The organism is Homoserinibacter gongjuensis (assembly GCF_030161875.1).
Taxonomy (GTDB): domain Bacteria; phylum Actinomycetota; class Actinomycetes; order Actinomycetales; family Microbacteriaceae; genus Homoserinibacter; species Homoserinibacter gongjuensis.
Genome location: NZ_BSVA01000001.1, coordinates 919,921 through 935,800, shown reverse-complemented (window position 1 = coordinate 935,800; position 15,880 = coordinate 919,921). Strand labels below are relative to the sequence as shown.

Here is a 15,880-nt window from a genome sequence, read left to right as displayed (position 1 = left end):
ACCCCTCTCAACGGTTGACTTCTCTCAACCATCCAGCGCCAACGTCGCCGCGCATCCGCTCGAAACCTTCCGTCCTTAAGGATCCGCATGTCGTCAACGCCCGCGTCGCCCGACGCACCCGCCGAGAAGAAGGAGCACCGTCGCGTGCTCGAGGCCCTCTCGGGCCTCATCCTCGGCATGTTCGTGTCGATGCTCGCGTCGACCGTCGTCTCGAGTTCGCTGCCGGTCATCATCAACGACCTCCAGGGCGACCAGACGGCGTTCACCTGGGTCATCACCGCGACGCTGCTCACCACCGCGATCTCGACGCCCATCTGGGGCAAGCTCGCCGACCTCTTCAATCGCAAGCTGCTGTTCCAGCTCTCGATCGTGATCTTCATCCTCGCCACCGCCGCGGCCGGGTTCTCGCAGAACCCCGAGACGCTCATCGCATTCCGCGCGGTGCAGGGCATCGGCGCCGGTGGTCTCGCCGCGCTCAGCCAGGTGATCATGGCCGACATCATCAGCCCGCGCGAACGCGGTCGCTACATGGGTCTGTTCGGTGCCGTGATGGCGGTCTCGACCGTTGGCGGTCCGCTGCTGGGCGGGGTCATCACCGACGGATGGGGCTGGCGCTGGAACTTCTACGTCGCCCTGCCCGTGGCGATCGTCGCGCTCGTGATCGTGCAGTCGACCCTGCACCTGCCGGGCCGCGAGAAGCGCAAGGTGTCGATCGACTACCTCGGGATCGTGCTGCTCTCGACCGCGGTGTCGCTGCTGCTCATCTGGGTGTCGCTCGCGGGCGACTCGTTCGAGTGGTGGAGCCTGACGACCGCCCTCATGGTCGGCGGGGCACTGCTCGCCGCGGTGCTGTTCGTGATCGTGGAACTGCGCTCCAAGGAGCCGCTCATCCCGCTGTCGATGTTCCGCAACGCGACCTTCACGCTCTCGGTGATCGCCTCGATCGCCACCGGCATCGCGATGTTCGGCGCCTCGGTGTTCCTCAGCCAGTACATGCAGCTCTCGCGGGGCGCCACGCCGACCGAGGCGGGTCTTATGACGATCCCGATGATCGCGGGGCTGCTCATCGCATCCGTGGGGGTCGGTGCCCTCATCACGCGCTTCGGAAGCTGGAAGCCCTACCTCGTAGTCGGCGCCGTGCTGTTGACCGCGGGCTCCTACCTGCTCTCGACGATCCACTACGACACCGACTTCACCCTCGTGTCGCTCTACATGGTGCTGCTCGGCGCGGGCGTCGGCATGACCATGCAGAACCTCGTGCTCGTGGTGCAGAACACCACCGAGCCGACCAAGATCGGCGTCGCGAGCTCGGGCGTCACCTTCTTCCGCAGCCTCGGCGGCACGATCGGCGTCTCGGTCATGGGGGCGGCGCTCGCGGCACGCGTGACCGATCTCATCGTGGAGCGCAAGGATGACATCGCCGCCGCGATCGCGAGCCTCGGCTCCGAGGCGCCGAAGTGGGCGGAGCTGCTGCAGTCGGGCACCCTGCCCAAGGTGTCGGAGATGCCGAAGGCGCTGCGGATCGTCGTGGAGGACATCTACGCGAACGGCATCTCGCACTCCTTCCTGATCGCCGTGCCGTTCGCCGTGATCAGCCTCATCGCTATCCTGCTCCTGCCGAACAAGCCGCTCACCCGCATGACGACCACCGAGCGTGCGCAGGCCGCCGAGGCCGACCTCGCGACCGTCTCGGTGCCGGAGGGCATGAGCGTGCTCACCGCGACCGGCAGCGTCACGCTGCCCGATGACGATCACCAGGCAGGAACGAGCCGTCGATGACCACCCCCGACCCCGTCGGCGCGGCGCCCGCATCCGCCGCGCCGACGGACGCCCGCCAGGAGGATGCCCGCCAGCAGGCCGTGCGCGGCCTCGAGGCCGCGTTCGGCGAGCTCATGACCGAGCTGCGGCGCATGTACGTGCAGTTCGCCGAGGCGGTGAGCCCCGGGATGCTGCCGGGCACCTACAAGGTGCTCTCGGTGATCCAGCGTGCCGGTTCGGTCACGGTCTCGGGCATCGCCGAGCACATGACCGCCGACAAGGGGCAGGTGAGTCGCGCCGTCTCGGAGCTCGAGGAACTCGGGCTCGTGGCCCGCACGGCCGACCCCGACGACGGGCGCATCAAGCTCATCGCCGTCACCGACGAGGGGCAGCGCCGGCTCGACAGGGCGCGACAGCCCTACGAAGGGCGCCTCTATGACGTGCTGGCCGACTGGCCGATCGAGTCGATCGAGCAGTTCACCGGCCTGCTGCATGCACTCGCGCGCGGTCAGGCGCCCAAAGACTGAGCGGCGCTGGTTTCGAGCCGCCTCCGCTTCGCGGGTGCGCCTCAGCCGGCTGCTGTTCGCGCTGGCTCCGGCCGGTGCACGCCGCGCGGCCGGTAGCCGAGCTCCTCGGCGAGACCGAGGAGGTCGGCGAGGTACCAGACGATCGCGAGCCACATCTCGCTGCCCTGCAGACCCGGCTCGCCGCCCTCGGAGAACGCGGCACCCGCATCCGGGATCCAGGCGTCGAGTGCCACCTCCAGCAGTTCGCGCGCGAGGGGTGCCACCTCGGCAGCGCGATGACGGCTCGCCCGCGTGAGCCACAGTGGGTGGGCGACGTCGAGCACGTTGCAGGCGTCTCGCCGTCCGTGGGCGAAGAAGCGCGCGTCGCGCGCGTGGGCGAGCACGGTGTCGATGACCCGCTCGGGGTACGGCACCGGCAGGCCGAACTGGGCGAAGGTGCCGCGGCTCGCGCGATAGAACCCGTTGACCGGCTGCAGCATCCCGTCGGCCTCACGGGGCGCGCCCCACACCCCGGTGCCCGGATCGGCGCGCGCGACGAGCCAGCCGATGAGCGCCTCCTCGACGCCGGCAGGCACGACGTCGCCGCGCCGCCGCGTCACGTGCAGCGCCGTTCCGAGCGCGTCGATCCAGTGGCCCGCCGTCCAGGCCTCCTCGGACCACGGAAGACGCTCACAGAATGCCACGACGGCGGTGGGCGTCATCTCGGTGGCCATCCGCACGGGGTGCGCGAACCCCGAGCCGAGCAGTTCGAGCGCGTGCCCGACGCACAGCACGTGGTAGGCGACGTCGGGGTCGTCCGGATCGGGCGGATGCTGTTGCGCCCCGTGCGCATCGATCGGCGCGACGAGACCGGTGGTGGCATCCTGCCATCCACGCAGTCGTGCGAGCTGCTCCTCGGCGGGCAGTTGCGGGGAGCGCTGCCGAGCAGCAGCTCGGCGAGTTCGATCGCGTCGCACTGCGCACGCACCGTGGGGGCGACCCCCGGGCGGTCGGTGAAGAGCCGTGCCTCGGCGTTCCACGATCGGTCGAGTACGGCCCGGGCCGAGGCACGCACCGCATCCCCGAACACACGCAGCCGCGCGCCCAGCGGGTCGACGGGCGGCACGCGCCACTTGAGCACGCGTGCCGGGTTGCCGCCCACCACGGCTCCCGCCGGCACGTCCTTCGTCACGACGGCGCCTGCCGCGAGCACAGCCCGGTCACCGACCGTCACGCCATCGAGCACGACCACGTGCGATCCGATCCACACGTCGTCGCCGATGCGGATGCCGCGTGAGGTGAGGGGCTGCCGGAACACCTCGGTCTCGGGGTCGTCCATCGTGTGGTTGAAGCCGAGGATCGAGGTGTGCGCGCCGATCCGCACGGCGTCGCCGATCCGCACATCGCCCCGCACGACCGTGTAGACGTTGACGCTGCAGTCGCGCCCGATGCTCAGCTCGCCGGTGAGGTAGGAACCCGCGGCGACGTAGCTGCGATCCCCGAGCACCAACTCCTCCGGGTCGACCGAGGCGAGCGGGGAGAGAAAGCAGCGGTCGCCGAGGCGCCAACCCGGATGCGTCTTCCGCAGCGCCGACTGGTGCGCGAGCTGCGCCGCGGCATCCGATTCGGAAGCACCGTCCCAGAAATCCCACGGAGAGAAGTCGCGCGGGTCGATCACGCCTCAGTCGGCCTTCCGCGGCGCGGCGGTCGACTCGCGCGCGATGAGCGTGGGGTTGATCGTCACGCGGTGCACGGGACGGTCGGGATCGGCGATGCGGCGCACGAGCAGGTCGATGGCGGCGGCGCCGACCGCGCGACGGGGCGGACTCACGGCCGTGAGCGGCGGCGTGAACAGCTGGGCGACCTCGTCGTCGTACGCCATGATCGACAGGTCGCCCGGCACCGAGATGCCGCGCCCGAGGGCGAGGTCGACGAACGCCATCGCCTCGTGGTCGGGGTGCACGAGCAACGCGGTGATGCCCTTGTCGATCGCCGTGTCGAGGGCGGCGTTGACCGCACTGGAGAACTCGGGCGTGCTGCGGTCGGGAATGAGCGACTCGAAGTGCTGCGACGGCGTCAGGCCGAGCTCCTCGCAGGCGGCCGTCCACCCGGCGGCGATCTTGCGCGAGGTGGGCGAGTGCCGCGAGAGCACGAGGCCGACGCGCTGATGCCCGAGAGCCGCGAGGTGTCGTGCGGCGAGCACGCCGCCGAACGCGTGGTCACTCGCGACCGACTCGACGGGCGTGCCATCCGGATGCGTCGCGTCGCGTTCCGCGAGCACGCTCGGCACGCCGCAGTCGGCGAGCCAGGCGACCACCTCGCGCGCGTGCGGCATGTCGGTGTTGGGCGCCACGATGAGGCCGCGCACCCCCTCGCCGTGCACGAGGCGGTCGAGCACGGGGCGCTCGTCTTGCAGTTCGTACGACGCTCCCCGCACGACGACGCGATACCCGAGCCGCTGAGCCTCCTCCTCGGCGCCCCGCACCACACTCGGCCAGTAGTAACCGAGCGACGGCACGAGCACGCCGATCGCCTCCTGGTGGGCGGGCCGCGCGATGGTCTCGGCGCTCGCGGCCGGCACACCGCCCTCGGGCGGCACGGCACCGCCGTGCACGCGCACGAGCAGCCCCTCCTTCTCCATCTGCGCGAGGTCGCGGCGCAGGGTCACTGGCGCGACTCCGAGCTCGTCGATGAGCTGCGAGACACGCACGACACCGTCGCGCGCGAGGGAGGTGAGCACGTGGGCCCGGCGGGCGGGCGCCAGGGGCGCGTGCGGGTTCTGATCGCTCATGCGTGGGGATCCTCAGGTGTCGTCGTGTCCAGTTCTACCGTGACCCGGGCCGCGCGGTGGTGTGTCACGTCGAGTTCGATTCGGGTGAGCCGCGCACCCCACACGGTGGAGAGCATCGGGTCGTCGAGATCGCGCACGGTCGTGGCGGCCTCGAGCTCGGCAGGCCAGCGCACCCGCACGGTGCTCGCGCCGTCGAGCGGCGTGATCCGGGCGCCGTCGCCGACGAGTTCCACGTCGCCCGCGACGAGCAGGTGCAACGCGGTCGGTCGCTGCGTCGGCTCGGCGCCTTCATCGGCGAACGCCCAGGAGTCGTCGACGACGACCCGCGGATGCGTGCCCCGCTCGAGCGTCACGGTGCGGTTCCAGCGGCGGAGGGCGGCATCCGGGTAGGCGGCGGCCAGCTCGGTCGAGAATCGTGCGCTGGCGTCGTCCAGGGATGCCGTGGTGTCGTGGGCGCGGAACGCGGCTCCGGTGCCCTGTCGGCTGCCCCGCACCTCGGGCGTGTTGTGCCAGCTGCTCTGCATGGTCCAGATGCTCGAGCGGTCGGGGCCGAAGGTCGCGGCGGTGTAGGTCGGGCGACCGGCATCGACGATCACGGGCACCCCGTCGGAGGCCACGACGAACGAGCCGACGTCGTCGTGGTTGTGGTGCTCGCCGTTGTGCCCGCCCTTGGCGGCCACCGTGAGACCGGCTGCCGAGCCGGCGGCTTCGCGGGCGAGGAGCACCTCGACCGAGGGCAGCCAGACCTCGCGGGGCAGCGGCGACCGCTCGCGCGCGGCACTCACCCACGCCGCGTCCGTGACGCCGCGCAGCATCCGTCCGAGGCCGTGGCGCTCGTCGACAGCCGGCGCACCCGGCACGCGATGCGCGGCGGCGTGCGCGCGGGCAGCGTCGTCGCCGACGACGCGGGCGGCACGATGCAGTGCGTGCCAGGGTTGCTCGCCGTCCGGCCGGGCCTGACCGTCGGCGAGGTTGAGGTACCAGGCGCCGCCGAGGTGCATCCGATGCGGGAACGCCACGGTCGCCACCAGGGCGGGCAGCTCGGCCGTCACCTCGACCGCGCCGTCGGTCGCTGCCGCGAGCAGGTCGAGCGCTTCGAGCGCGCGGCAGGCGCCGTTCCACCAGTAGCTGTACCCCTCGTCGATGGCGCCGTCGGCGGGCAGCACAGCGAGGTAGCGGTCGAGCCCCTCGATCGCGAGCCGCACCACGCGAGCCCGCTCGGCATCCGCGTCGAGCAGTTGCAGTGCGGCTGCCAGCACGTTGCCGTGGATCCACGGGTTCCAGTTGTGCACGTCGCCGTCGAGCCCGATCCAGTGCCAGTCGCGCCGACGCACGAAGGGCTCGAACACGCGGAGGCGAGCCTCCCGGCGGATCCGCGCGCGGATGCCGGGGTAGCGCTCGTCGAGCTGCGCGCCGAGCAGGTGGTCGATCCAGGCCAGCTGCGCGACGACCTCCCCGGCGCCGAGGTCGAGATAGGGGTCGTCGACGGTCGCGAGCACCGACCCGTGCACGGTGAAGGTGTCGTCGTGAGCCGGCCAGCACCAGGAGCTCTGCTCGCACAGCAGCCACACGCCGTCGGCGACCGCGTCGAGGTCGGCGTCGTCTGCCGTGACGGTGGCCGCGAACGCCGCGCGACTCAGGCGGTGCTGGCGCGCGAACGCGGGGCTCTCCCAGCGCTCCCGGTCACCATCGCCCCCGCGATGGAAACGCGCGGCATCGTGGGCCAGCGGCATCGGCCAGGGCGTCGCACGCTCGGCGGCGACCTTCTCGAGCACGGCCTCGCGGGTGGCTCCGTCGACCCTCGACCACGCCTCGCGATCGCTCGCCGTCGGCACCGGCAACGCGGCGCCCGGAGCTGAGAGCAGGGGCGCGAGGCGCGCGTCCGTCAGCGGCACGAGGAGCCCGAGTCGGGACTCGATCGCCGTCGTCAGCGGGCCGCGGAAGGTCACGAAACGATCATAACTGATCATTTCAATTCAGTAAAGCTCTTGTCATGAACGAAATGGGTTGCTAATCTCCGAAAGCGGTCGAAGCGACCGTTCCAGCTTCAAGGGAGAACCCGGATGCGTGAGCAGCCCCGTCGCCACGTCGCGACGTCCGCATCCGTTCTCACCGATCGCGCCTCCTGGACAGGCTATGCCGACCGTCTGCTGGCGGGCGCACGCGCCTACGCCTCGCCGAACCACGCGCGCATCACGCCGTCCGGTGCCGAGGGCGGGTACGGCAACGCCGTCGACGGACTCGAGGGCTTCGCCCGCACCTTCCTGCTCGCCGGCTTCCGGCTGATGGGGGAGCGGGGCGAGGGCCTCGGCGACCTCGCGGACTTCTACGCCGAGGGCATCCGGGCCGGGGTCGACCCTGCCGCGCCCGATCGCTGGGTGCGCCTCGACGAGCACCCGCAGGCGAAGGTCGAGGCAGCCTCGCTCGCGCTCATCCTCGATCAGACGCGTCCCTGGATCTGGGACCGCCTCGACGCCCTCACCCGGCAACGGGTCATCGACTACTTCGCGCCCGTCGTGGGCGACACGAGCTACCCGCGCAACAACTGGCTGTGGTTCCGCATCGTCGTGCAGACCTTCCTGCGCTCGGTGGGAGGCCCCTGGTCGCCCGACGACATCGCGGCGGATCTGGCGCTGCACGATTCCTTCGTGCGCGCGGACGGCTGGCTCGCCGACGGCGACGAGCGCGCCTACGACCACTACGTCGGCTGGGCGCTGCACCTCTACCCCGTGCTCTGGTCGCGCATGGGAGCGGCCGAGCTGGCCGCCGGACGCACGGAGGGCGACGTTGCGGCCCTCGACCGCTTCCTGCAGGACGCCGTCGAGCTCGTCGGCGCCGACGGCTCGCCGCTGCTGCAGGGCCGCAGCCTCATCTACCGCTTCGCCGCGGCCGCCCCGTTCTGGGTCGGTGCGTTCGCCGAGGTGCCCTCGGTGCCGCTCGGCCTCCTGCGACACGCGGCAGGGGCGATCGTCGGCCACTTCGCGGATCACGGTGTTCCCGGTGATGACGGGCTGCTGAGCCTCGGGTGGCACGGGCCGTGGCGCCCGCTCGCACAGTCGTACTCGGGGCCGGCGTCGCCCTACTGGGCCTCCAAGGGGCTGCTCGGCGTCGCCCTGCCGGCCGACCACCCCGTCTGGGCGGCGCCGGAGGTTCCGCTTCCGGTCGCGCAGCGCGAGGTGCTGCGCGCGATCGCCGCCCCGGGTTGGCTCGTGTCGGGCACGCCCGGCGACGGCATCGTGCGGGTCGTGAACCACGGCACCGACCACGCGATGCCGGGCGCCGCCCCCGGCGACTCCCCGCTCTACACCCAGCTCGGCTACTCGACCGCGACGAGCCCGCTGCTCGACGAGGAGGCATGGACGACACCGCTCGAGCAGACCGTCGCGCTCGTGACCGCCGACGGTCGCGCAAGCCACCGCGCGGGCATGGAGCTGCTCGGGGTGCGCGTCGACGAAGCCCCGGATGCGGCGGGCGCCTCGGTCGGTGTCGCGGGCTCACTCGCCCGCACCCACCTGCTCGAACCCGGCCCGATCGGCCGCCGCCACGGCTCCGGCCTCGACGGTGTCGCGACGCCGCTCGGCACCCTCGAGGTGCACTCGCTCGTGCGCGGACCGTGGGAGGTGCGGCTCGCCCGCCTCGCCTCGCTCGAGCCCGGCGTCGAGGCGTCCGAACTGCAGCTGCGGGTGGGCGGATGGGCGGTGTCGGCCGGCCAGACCGACCGCGACGGCGATGCCGCTCAGGGGGCGCCGCACGCGCCCGTGGTGGCGAGCTCACCTCCACCCTCGTGCCGCTGCTCGGCAGCGCCGAGGCGGCCGTCGTGACGCGCAGCGATGCGAGCCCGCTCGGCGTTTCGAGCGCAGTGCCGACGCTCACCTTCCCGGCACGGGTCGGCGCGTGGATCGGCGCCCTCGTGGAACTGCGCGGCGTCGCGGCGGAGGTGCCCACGGCATCCGTCGCACTCGACGAGACCGCCGACGGCCGCCTCGCGACCGTCATCTGGCCCGACGGGGTGCGCACCGCATCCCGTCTCTTCAGCTCCGACCCCGCCATGGCGGCGGATCGGTGAACCCCGGGTCCCGAAGACCCAAGAGTGACAATGCAAAGGAGCAGCAACTGATGAAGCGCAAGCTCGTGGTCGCGGTCGGTATCGCCGCCGTGGCCTCGCTCGCTCTCGCCGCCTGCAGCGGCGACAGCACGCCTGAGGAGTCGACCGGACCGGTCACCCTCACCCTGTCGGGCTGGAGTCTCGACACCACGCCCGAGTTCCAGGTGCTCGCCGACGGCTTCGAAGCGGCCACCGGCAACAAGATCGAGCTCAAGGAATACGACGCAGCCGAGTACAACACCCTGCTGACCGCCGACCTGAGCGCCGGCGCGGGCCCCGACATCATCACGCAGAAGGAGGTCAAGTACGTTCCGGTGCTCGTCGACAGCGACCAGCTGGTCGATGTCTCGGACGTGAAGATCCCCGACGGCGTCAGCGGAGCCTCCTCGTATGAGGTCGACGGGGCGCAGTACGCGGTGCCCTACCGCCAGGATTCGTGGGTGCTGTTCTACAACAAGGCCCTCTTCGACGAGGCCGGCGTGGACTACCCCGACGGGTCGTGGACCTGGGATGACTTCGACGCGGCAGCCAAGGCGCTGACGACCGCCGATCACTTCGGCGTGTACGAGCACCGCTGGCAGTCGACCACCCAGGGGTTCGCCAACGCGCAGTGGGACGGCGACATCTTCTCGGGTGACTACGACTACATGTCGGAGCTCTACGAGCGCCGGATCGCCCGCGAGGACGCCGGCTACGAGATGGACTTCGCCGAGTCGAGCGCCAACAGCCCGTCGTACCAGGGCGAGTTCGGAAAGCAGAACGCGGCCATGCTCCCCATGGGCAGCTGGTTCGTGGCCACGCTGATCAGCCAGCAGGCGTCCGGCGAGGCCGACGACTTCGAATGGGGCATCGCCCCCATCCCGCAGCGTGACTCGTCGACGATCGACAACCCGGTGACCTTCGGCGACCCGACCGGCTTCGGCATCAACGCGGCGATCGACGACGCGAAGCTCGAGGCCGCGAAGGAGTTCCTCGCCTACTCGATGAGCGAAGACGCCGCCTCGGCGCTTGCGAGCATCGGCATCACCCCGTCGAACACCTCGGAAGCTGTGGCCGCCGCCTACTTCGCGGTCGACGGTGCGCCGAGCGACGACCTGTCGAAGTTCACCTGGTCGACGCACGACACCTACCCCGAGAACCCGACCTCGGCGCAGACCGCCGAGGTGCAGACGGTGCTCGGCACGATGCACAACGAGATCCTGACGCGGGCGAAGACCGTCGATCAGGCGATCAAGGATGCCGCAGCGGCCTTCGGGGCGCTCTAAGCGACACCACACGCCGGGGCCGGGCACCCAACTGCCCGGCCCCGGAACCCGAACACCATCCACAGACAAGGAGACGCCATGACGAGCGCCGTCACCGGCCGCGTCGGCACCCCGTCCCCGCGCCGTTCGAAGCTCCGGTTGCGCAACACGGTGATCGGCTGGAGCTTCATCCTGCCCAACTTCCTCGGTTTCGCGCTCATCACGCTTATTCCCGTGGTGCAGCTGTTCTTCATCTCGCTCACCGACCAGAACATCTTCGGCAAGGGCGACTTCGTCGGGATCGCGAACTTCCAGAAGCTCATGGGCGACCCGCTGTTCCAGCGGTCGTTCGTGAACACCCTCTACTTCGCGGTGCTGCACGTGCCGCTCACGATCGTCGTCTCGCTCGGTCTCGCGCTGCTGCTCAACAGCAAGCTGCGGGGCGTCGCGTTCTTCCGCACTGCGGCCTTCTTCCCCTACATCACCTCGATCGTCGCGGTCGGGCTCGTGTGGAACCTGCTCTTCAGCCCCGAGTACGGGCCCATCAACGAGGTGCTGCGCTTCTTCGGCGTCGCTGACCCGCCCGGCTGGCTGCTGTCCCAGGATTGGGCGATGCCCGCCATCGTGATCATCTCCACGTGGCGTGACATGGGCTATTACATGATCCTGTTCCTCGCGGGGCTGCAGACGGTCTCGCCCGAGCTCTACGAGGCCGCGCGCATGGACGGCGCGAATGTGTTCCAGCGCTTCTGGAACGTCACGCTGCCCGGCATCCGGCCCACGATGTTCCTCGTGACCGTGCTGCTCACGATCGCGTCGTTCAAGATCTTCGATCTCATCATCGTGCTCTCGCCGGGCGGCACGGCAGCCCCCAACATGGCCACCGTCGTGCTGTCGCAGTTCATCTACCAGCGCGGCTTCATCGAGTCGAAGTTCGGCTACGCGTCATCCGCCGCCGTCGTGCTCTTCGTGCTGTGCATCGTGACGACCGTCATCCAGTTCCTCATCAACAAGAAGCGGAGCGCCTGATGTCCGCCACTCGAATGATCGTGCTGCCGCACGGTACCCGTGCGGATCGCGACACGCGTCCGGCCGCTCGTGTCGGGCGCGTGGTCGGCAGCATCCTGCTCGTCGCGTTCGCCCTCGCGCTGCTCACGCCGTTCTTCTGGATGGTGATGAGCTCGTTCAAGGGACCGAACGAGGTCTTCTCCGTGCCCGTGCGATGGCTGCCGGAGGTGTGGCACGTCGACAACTACTTCGCGCTGTGGATCGACACCGACATGGCGATCTGGCTGCGCAACACGATCATCCTCTCGACGGTCGTGACCTTCCTGCAGGTGCTCACCGGCTCGTTCGCCGCCTACGGCTTCGCGAAGGTGCGCTTCCCCGGGCGCGACGTGCTGTTCCTGTTGTACCTCGGCACGATCGCCGTGCCGTGGCAGTCGTACATGATCCCGCAGTACGTGATGATGGCGCAGTTCAAGCTCACCAACACGCTCGTGGCGATGATCGTGCTGCAGGCGTTCGGCGCCTTCGGCGTCTTCCTCATGAAGCAGTTCTTCGAGACCATCCCCGAGGAGCTCAGTGAGGCGGCCCGTCTCGACGGGTTGGGCGAGTACTCGATCTGGGCGCGCATCATGCTGCCGCTCGCGGTGCCGGCGCTCGGCGCACTCGCACTCATCACCTTCGTGAACACCTGGAACGACTACCTCGGGCCGCTGCTCTACCTGCGCGACAAGAGCATCTGGACGGTGCAGCTCGGGCTCAAGAACTTCGTCGCCAACAACGTCACGGCCGACTACTCGATGCTCTTCACCGGGCTGACCATCTCGGTCATCCCGATCGCCATCATCTTCCTGCTCGGTCAGCGCTTCTTCGTCGAGGGCATCGCGACCTCGGGATTGAAGGGCTGATCATGCGCTTCGAGAAGATCCAGGCGGGGCTGGACATCCTCGCGACGGCGGTCGCGGTCAACCTCCTGCTGGTGCTCACGGCATCGCCCTTCATCGCGCTGCTCGTGCTGACCGACCCGTTCCAGAGCTGGCCGCTCGTCGCGGCGGCCGCCGTGCTCGCGGCCCCCGGGCTGACGGCCGCCTTCACGGTGTTCCGCCAGGTGAGCAGCGACCGGGTGGGCAGCGACCGGGCGGGCGGTAATCCGTTCCGCTCGTTCGTGCGCGGATACCGAGCGACCTGGACGCGGTCGGCTCTCGTCGCGCTCGCCGCGGTGGGCGTGTGCATCGTGCTGCTCGTCGACGCCCGCTTCTTCGCCGACGCCGCCTACGCGCAGGCCGTCATGGTCGTGCTCGTGATCGTCGGGATGATCGTGGCGGGCATCGCTCTGCTCGCGCTCGCGGCGATCGCCGAGAATCCGGCGATCCGGGTGCGGGATGCCGCGCGGCTCGGAGCCTGGTTCGGGGTGCGCCGCTGGTACCTCACGCTCCTGAGCCTGGGCGTGCTGGTCGCGTACGCGGTGTTCTTCATCAACCTGCCCGTGCTCGCCCTCAGCGTGATGGCGTCTCCCGCGCTCTTCCTCGCGTGGACCAACTCCCGTTACACGCTGCGCCCCGCGTTCACCCACGACGAGGTCGCCGCCGTCTGATGGCGACCATCCCCAGCTAGGAACACCACGAGAAACATGACCACGACCCCCTCCGTCTCCTCGAACGCATCGCAGCCTGCCGCGCAGCAGGCCGGCATCCCCGGTGCGCTCGAGACCGTGCGACGCAACATCACCGCGTTCGGCGACACCTACCCCGACGACACCACCACCGCCGACCGCTACCTGCCGCGCCCCGCGGGCGACGGGGTCGCGGAGGGCGGCAACCGCGGCTGGACGACGTGCTTCTGGCCCGGCATGCAGTGGCTGTCATGGGAGCTCACGGGCGACGCGTTCTACCGGGATGCCGCAGCACGCCACGCGCGCGACTTCGAACGTCGCGTGCGCGAGGGCGTCGACCTCGACACGCACGACCTCGGCTTCCTCTACACGCTCTCCTGCGTGTCGGCCTGGCGGCTGGACGGCGACGAGGCCGCACGCGACGCCGCACTGCTCGCGGCCGATCACCTCATGCGCCGCTTCCTCGAACCCGCGGGCATCATCCAGGCGTGGGGCGACCTCACCGACCCGCGTCAGGCCGGCCGCACGATCGTCGACAGCCTCATGAACATGCCGCTGCTGAGTTGGGCCACCGAGCAGACCGGCGACGACCGGTACGCGGATGCGGTGCGCCGCCACACCACCCAGCTGCGCACCCACATCATCCGCGACGACGACTCGACCTTCCACACCTTCTACTGGGACGTCGAGACGGGCGAACCCGTGCGCGGGGCCACCGAGCAGGGCGCCTACGACGACTCGTGCTGGTCGCGCGGGCAGGCGTGGGGCATCTACGGCTTCGCGCTCAACCACCGCACCACCGGTGACCCGACGCTGCTCGAGGCCGCCTGGCGGTGCGCCGACTACTTCCTCGCGCACCTGCCGTCCGACAACGTGCCGTACTGGGATCTCGCCTACGACGACGACTCGAATGCGCCCCGCGACAGCTCGGCTGCCGCGATCGCCGTGTGCGGACTCCAGGAGCTCGCCGCGCTCGAGCCGGGCACCGAGCGGGGTACGCGCGCCGCCGAGGCGGCCGACCGCATCCTCGACTCCCTCGTCGCGGGCTACGCTCCCGAGCCGCCGAGCTCCTCGGATGCCCTGCTGCTGCACGGTGTCTACGACCTGCCCAAGGGCAACGGCGTCGACGAGGGCACCCTGTGGGGCGACTACTTCTACCTGGAGGCCCTGACCCGACGTGCGCTGCCCGAGTGGAGGCCGTACTGGTGAGGTTCGTCAGCTATCGCACCGCGGCGGGTGTGCGTCCCGCGGCGGTCGTGGGCGTGCACGGAGATGAGCGTCTGCTCGACCTCACGGCCGTGGCGGGGGCGCCTGATGTGGTGGCGCTGCTCGGGGATCCCGGCGCGCTGGCGCGGGCGAGGGCCGCGATCGCCGAGGCCGACCCGGCCGAGCTGCCGGCCCTCGCGGACGCCGAACTCGACGCCCCCGTGCGGCCCGGCAAGCTGCTGTGCCTCGGCTACAACTACCGCGGCCACGTGCCCGACGGGGTCGCCCCGACCGCATCCGACCCCGAGTTCCCCGACGTGTTCGTCAAGACCCCGAACACGATCGGCGGTCCGGATGATGCGGTCGCGATCCCGGATGCGGCGCTCGACGTCGACTACGAGGGCGAGCTCGCGCTCGTGATCGCCCGGCGGGCGAAAGAGGTGCCCCTCGAGGAGGCCCTCGAGTACGTGGGCGGCTACACGATCCTCAACGACGTGTCAGATCGCGCCTGGCAGCGGCGGCAGAGCCAGTGGGCGCTCGGCAAGTGCTTCGACGGCTTCGCACCGCTCGGACCCTGGGTCGTGACGCCCGACGAGGTCGGCGACCCGCAGCAGCTCGATGTCGAGGTCGAACGCGACGGCGTCGTGACGGTGGCGCAGTCCACCTCGACGACGATCTTCTCCGCCGCGTACGTCGTGCACTACCTCTCGCAGACCATGACGCTCGAGCCGGGCGACGTGATCTCGACGGGCACCCCGCAGAAACTGCCGGCCGCCCAGGACGCCCATCGCGCCCTCGTCCCCGGTGATGCCGTCACCGTGCGCATCTCGCGCATCGGGCAGCTCACGACCCGATTCACCGCCTCGGCCGACGAAGGAGCCCGCAGATGATCCTCGACAGCTTCCGACTGGACGGCCGGGTGGCCGTGGTCACGGGCACCTCGCGCGGACTCGGGCAGGGTGCCGCGCTCGCCCTCGCCGAGGCGGGGGCGGACCTCGCCCTCATCGACCGCGGAGACGCATCCGAGACCGCCGCGCGCATCGAGGCGACCGGGCGACGGGTGCACCGCATCCACCGCGACTTCGCTACTGCGACCGCCGAAGAGCTGCACGCGGCCATCGACGAGGTCGTCGCCGAGCTCGGCCGCATCGACATCCTCGTCAACAACGCGGGCACCATCCGCCGCGCGCCCGCCGCCGAGCACCCGGCATCCGACTGGAACGAGGTGCTCGCCGTCAACCTCGACGTCGTCTTCCACCTCTCGCAGGCCGCCGGCCGACGGATGCTCGCGCAGGGGTCGGGACGCATCATCAACGTCGCGTCGATGCTGTCGTTCCAGGGCGGCATCCTCGTGCCCGGCTACGCCGCCTCGAAGCACGCCGTCGCGGGACTCACGAAAGCCCTCGCCAACGAGTGGGCCGCATCCGGGGTGACGGTCAACGCGATCGCCCCCGGCTACATGGCCACCGACAACACGGCGGCGATCCGCGCCGACGAGGCGCGGGAGGCCTCGATTGTCGCGCGCATCCCGGCAGGACGGTGGGGCACCCCCGACGACCTGCAGGGCGCCTTCGTATTCCTCGCCTCGGATGCCGCCGCCTACGTCACGGGCACCGTGCTGCCCGTCGACGGCGGCTGGCTCGTCCGCTGACA

The 15,880-nt window shown here is 70.5% G+C and carries 15 protein-coding genes; 11 read left to right on the top strand and 4 right to left on the bottom strand.

Going from position 1 to position 15,880, the window contains the following annotated elements:
• Positions 1 to 87: 87 nt before the first annotated feature.
• Both QQK29_RS05075 and QQK29_RS05070 read left to right on the top strand, forming a co-directional pair.
• Positions 88 to 1,779 (top strand): MDR family MFS transporter, encoded by a 1,692-nt coding sequence (locus QQK29_RS05075; RefSeq protein WP_284298344.1) that lies wholly within the window; start codon positions 88 to 90, stop codon positions 1,777 to 1,779.
• Positions 1,776 to 2,285, top strand: coding sequence for a MarR family winged helix-turn-helix transcriptional regulator (locus QQK29_RS05070; RefSeq protein WP_284298342.1), 510 nt, complete (start codon positions 1,776 to 1,778; stop codon positions 2,283 to 2,285). The genes QQK29_RS05075 and QQK29_RS05070 overlap by 4 nt, the downstream gene beginning before the upstream one ends.
• A 41-nt stretch (positions 2,286 to 2,326) precedes the next feature.
• Here QQK29_RS05070 and QQK29_RS05065 read toward each other — a convergent pair whose 3' ends face one another.
• From QQK29_RS05065 to QQK29_RS05050, 4 genes are read right to left on the bottom strand one after another with little or no spacing between them, the layout of a single operon-like run.
• Positions 2,327 to 2,998 (bottom strand): hypothetical protein, encoded by a 672-nt coding sequence (locus QQK29_RS05065; protein WP_284298340.1) that lies wholly within the window; start codon positions 2,996 to 2,998, stop codon positions 2,327 to 2,329.
• Positions 2,983 to 3,942 carry an acyltransferase gene (locus QQK29_RS05060; RefSeq protein ID WP_284298338.1) on the bottom strand — a complete coding sequence of 320 codons (960 nt, stop codon included), beginning with the start codon at positions 3,940 to 3,942 and terminating at the stop codon, positions 2,983 to 2,985. The genes QQK29_RS05065 and QQK29_RS05060 overlap by 16 nt, the downstream gene beginning before the upstream one ends.
• Before the next feature lie 3 nt (positions 3,943 to 3,945).
• On the bottom strand, positions 3,946 to 5,055 hold the full coding sequence (locus QQK29_RS05055) for a substrate-binding domain-containing protein (RefSeq protein ID WP_284298336.1): 1,110 nt from the start codon (positions 5,053 to 5,055) through the stop codon (positions 3,946 to 3,948).
• Positions 5,052 to 7,004, bottom strand: a complete 1,953-nt coding sequence (locus QQK29_RS05050) for a heparinase II/III domain-containing protein (RefSeq protein WP_284298334.1) — start codon at positions 7,002 to 7,004, stop codon at positions 5,052 to 5,054. The genes QQK29_RS05055 and QQK29_RS05050 overlap by 4 nt, the downstream gene beginning before the upstream one ends.
• A gap of 114 nt (positions 7,005 to 7,118) precedes the next feature.
• Between QQK29_RS05050 and QQK29_RS05045 the strand changes: the two genes are divergently transcribed.
• The 9 genes from QQK29_RS05045 to kduD all read left to right on the top strand — a co-directional run bounded on the left by QQK29_RS05045 (position 7,119) and on the right by kduD (position 15,878).
• Positions 7,119 to 8,876, top strand: a complete 1,758-nt coding sequence (locus QQK29_RS05045; protein WP_284298332.1) for a DUF2264 domain-containing protein — start codon at positions 7,119 to 7,121, stop codon at positions 8,874 to 8,876.
• Positions 8,873 to 9,121, top strand: coding sequence for a hypothetical protein (locus QQK29_RS05040; protein ID WP_284298330.1), 249 nt, complete (start codon positions 8,873 to 8,875; stop codon positions 9,119 to 9,121). The genes QQK29_RS05045 and QQK29_RS05040 overlap by 4 nt, the downstream gene beginning before the upstream one ends.
• A 50-nt stretch (positions 9,122 to 9,171) precedes the next feature.
• Positions 9,172 to 10,425, top strand: a complete 1,254-nt coding sequence (locus QQK29_RS05035) for an extracellular solute-binding protein (protein WP_284298328.1) — start codon at positions 9,172 to 9,174, stop codon at positions 10,423 to 10,425.
• A 78-nt stretch (positions 10,426 to 10,503) separates the two neighbouring features.
• Positions 10,504 to 11,433 (top strand): carbohydrate ABC transporter permease, encoded by a 930-nt coding sequence (locus QQK29_RS05030; protein ID WP_284298326.1) that lies wholly within the window; start codon positions 10,504 to 10,506, stop codon positions 11,431 to 11,433.
• Positions 11,433 to 12,317: a carbohydrate ABC transporter permease gene (locus QQK29_RS05025; protein ID WP_284298324.1), complete on the top strand. Its 885-nt coding sequence runs from the start codon at positions 11,433 to 11,435 to the stop codon at positions 12,315 to 12,317. The genes QQK29_RS05030 and QQK29_RS05025 overlap by 1 nt, the downstream gene beginning before the upstream one ends.
• A 2-nt stretch (positions 12,318 to 12,319) precedes the next feature.
• Positions 12,320 to 13,003, top strand: a complete 684-nt coding sequence (locus QQK29_RS05020) for a DUF624 domain-containing protein (protein WP_284298322.1) — start codon at positions 12,320 to 12,322, stop codon at positions 13,001 to 13,003.
• A 36-nt stretch (positions 13,004 to 13,039) separates the two neighbouring features.
• Entirely contained in the window at positions 13,040 to 14,230 is a 1,191-nt protein-coding gene (locus tag QQK29_RS05015) for a glycoside hydrolase family 88 protein (RefSeq protein ID WP_284298320.1), read from the top strand.
• Positions 14,227 to 15,117, top strand: coding sequence for a fumarylacetoacetate hydrolase family protein (locus QQK29_RS05010; protein ID WP_284298318.1), 891 nt, complete (start codon positions 14,227 to 14,229; stop codon positions 15,115 to 15,117). The genes QQK29_RS05015 and QQK29_RS05010 overlap by 4 nt, the downstream gene beginning before the upstream one ends.
• A complete protein-coding gene (gene kduD / locus QQK29_RS05005) occupies positions 15,114 to 15,878 on the top strand; it encodes a 2-dehydro-3-deoxy-D-gluconate 5-dehydrogenase KduD (RefSeq protein ID WP_284298316.1) in 765 nt (254 codons plus the stop codon). The genes QQK29_RS05010 and kduD overlap by 4 nt, the downstream gene beginning before the upstream one ends.
• Positions 15,879 to 15,880 lie beyond the last annotated feature (2 nt).

Bases quoted from the DNA above. Each gene is read 5' to 3' on its own strand.
- QQK29_RS05075 (WP_284298344.1), top strand. From the start codon at position 88: ATGTCGTCAACGCCCGCGTCGCCCGACGCACCCGCCGAGAAGAAGGAG.
- QQK29_RS05015 (WP_284298320.1), top strand. From the start codon at position 13,040: ATGACCACGACCCCCTCCGTCTCCTCGAACGCATCGCAGCCTGCCGCG.
- QQK29_RS05035 (WP_284298328.1), top strand. From the start codon at position 9,172: ATGAAGCGCAAGCTCGTGGTCGCGGTCGGTATCGCCGCCGTGGCCTCG.
- QQK29_RS05070 (WP_284298342.1), top strand. From the start codon at position 1,776: ATGACCACCCCCGACCCCGTCGGCGCGGCGCCCGCATCCGCCGCGCCG.
- QQK29_RS05055 (WP_284298336.1), bottom strand. From the start codon at position 5,055: ATGAGCGATCAGAACCCGCACGCGCCCCTGGCGCCCGCCCGCCGGGCC.
- QQK29_RS05030 (WP_284298326.1), top strand. From the start codon at position 10,504: ATGACGAGCGCCGTCACCGGCCGCGTCGGCACCCCGTCCCCGCGCCGT.
- QQK29_RS05065 (WP_284298340.1), bottom strand. From the start codon at position 2,998: ATGGCCACCGAGATGACGCCCACCGCCGTCGTGGCATTCTGTGAGCGT.
- QQK29_RS05020 (WP_284298322.1), top strand. From the start codon at position 12,320: ATGCGCTTCGAGAAGATCCAGGCGGGGCTGGACATCCTCGCGACGGCG.
- QQK29_RS05025 (WP_284298324.1), top strand. From the start codon at position 11,433: ATGTCCGCCACTCGAATGATCGTGCTGCCGCACGGTACCCGTGCGGAT.
- QQK29_RS05045 (WP_284298332.1), top strand. From the start codon at position 7,119: ATGCGTGAGCAGCCCCGTCGCCACGTCGCGACGTCCGCATCCGTTCTC.
- kduD (WP_284298316.1), top strand. From the start codon at position 15,114: ATGATCCTCGACAGCTTCCGACTGGACGGCCGGGTGGCCGTGGTCACG.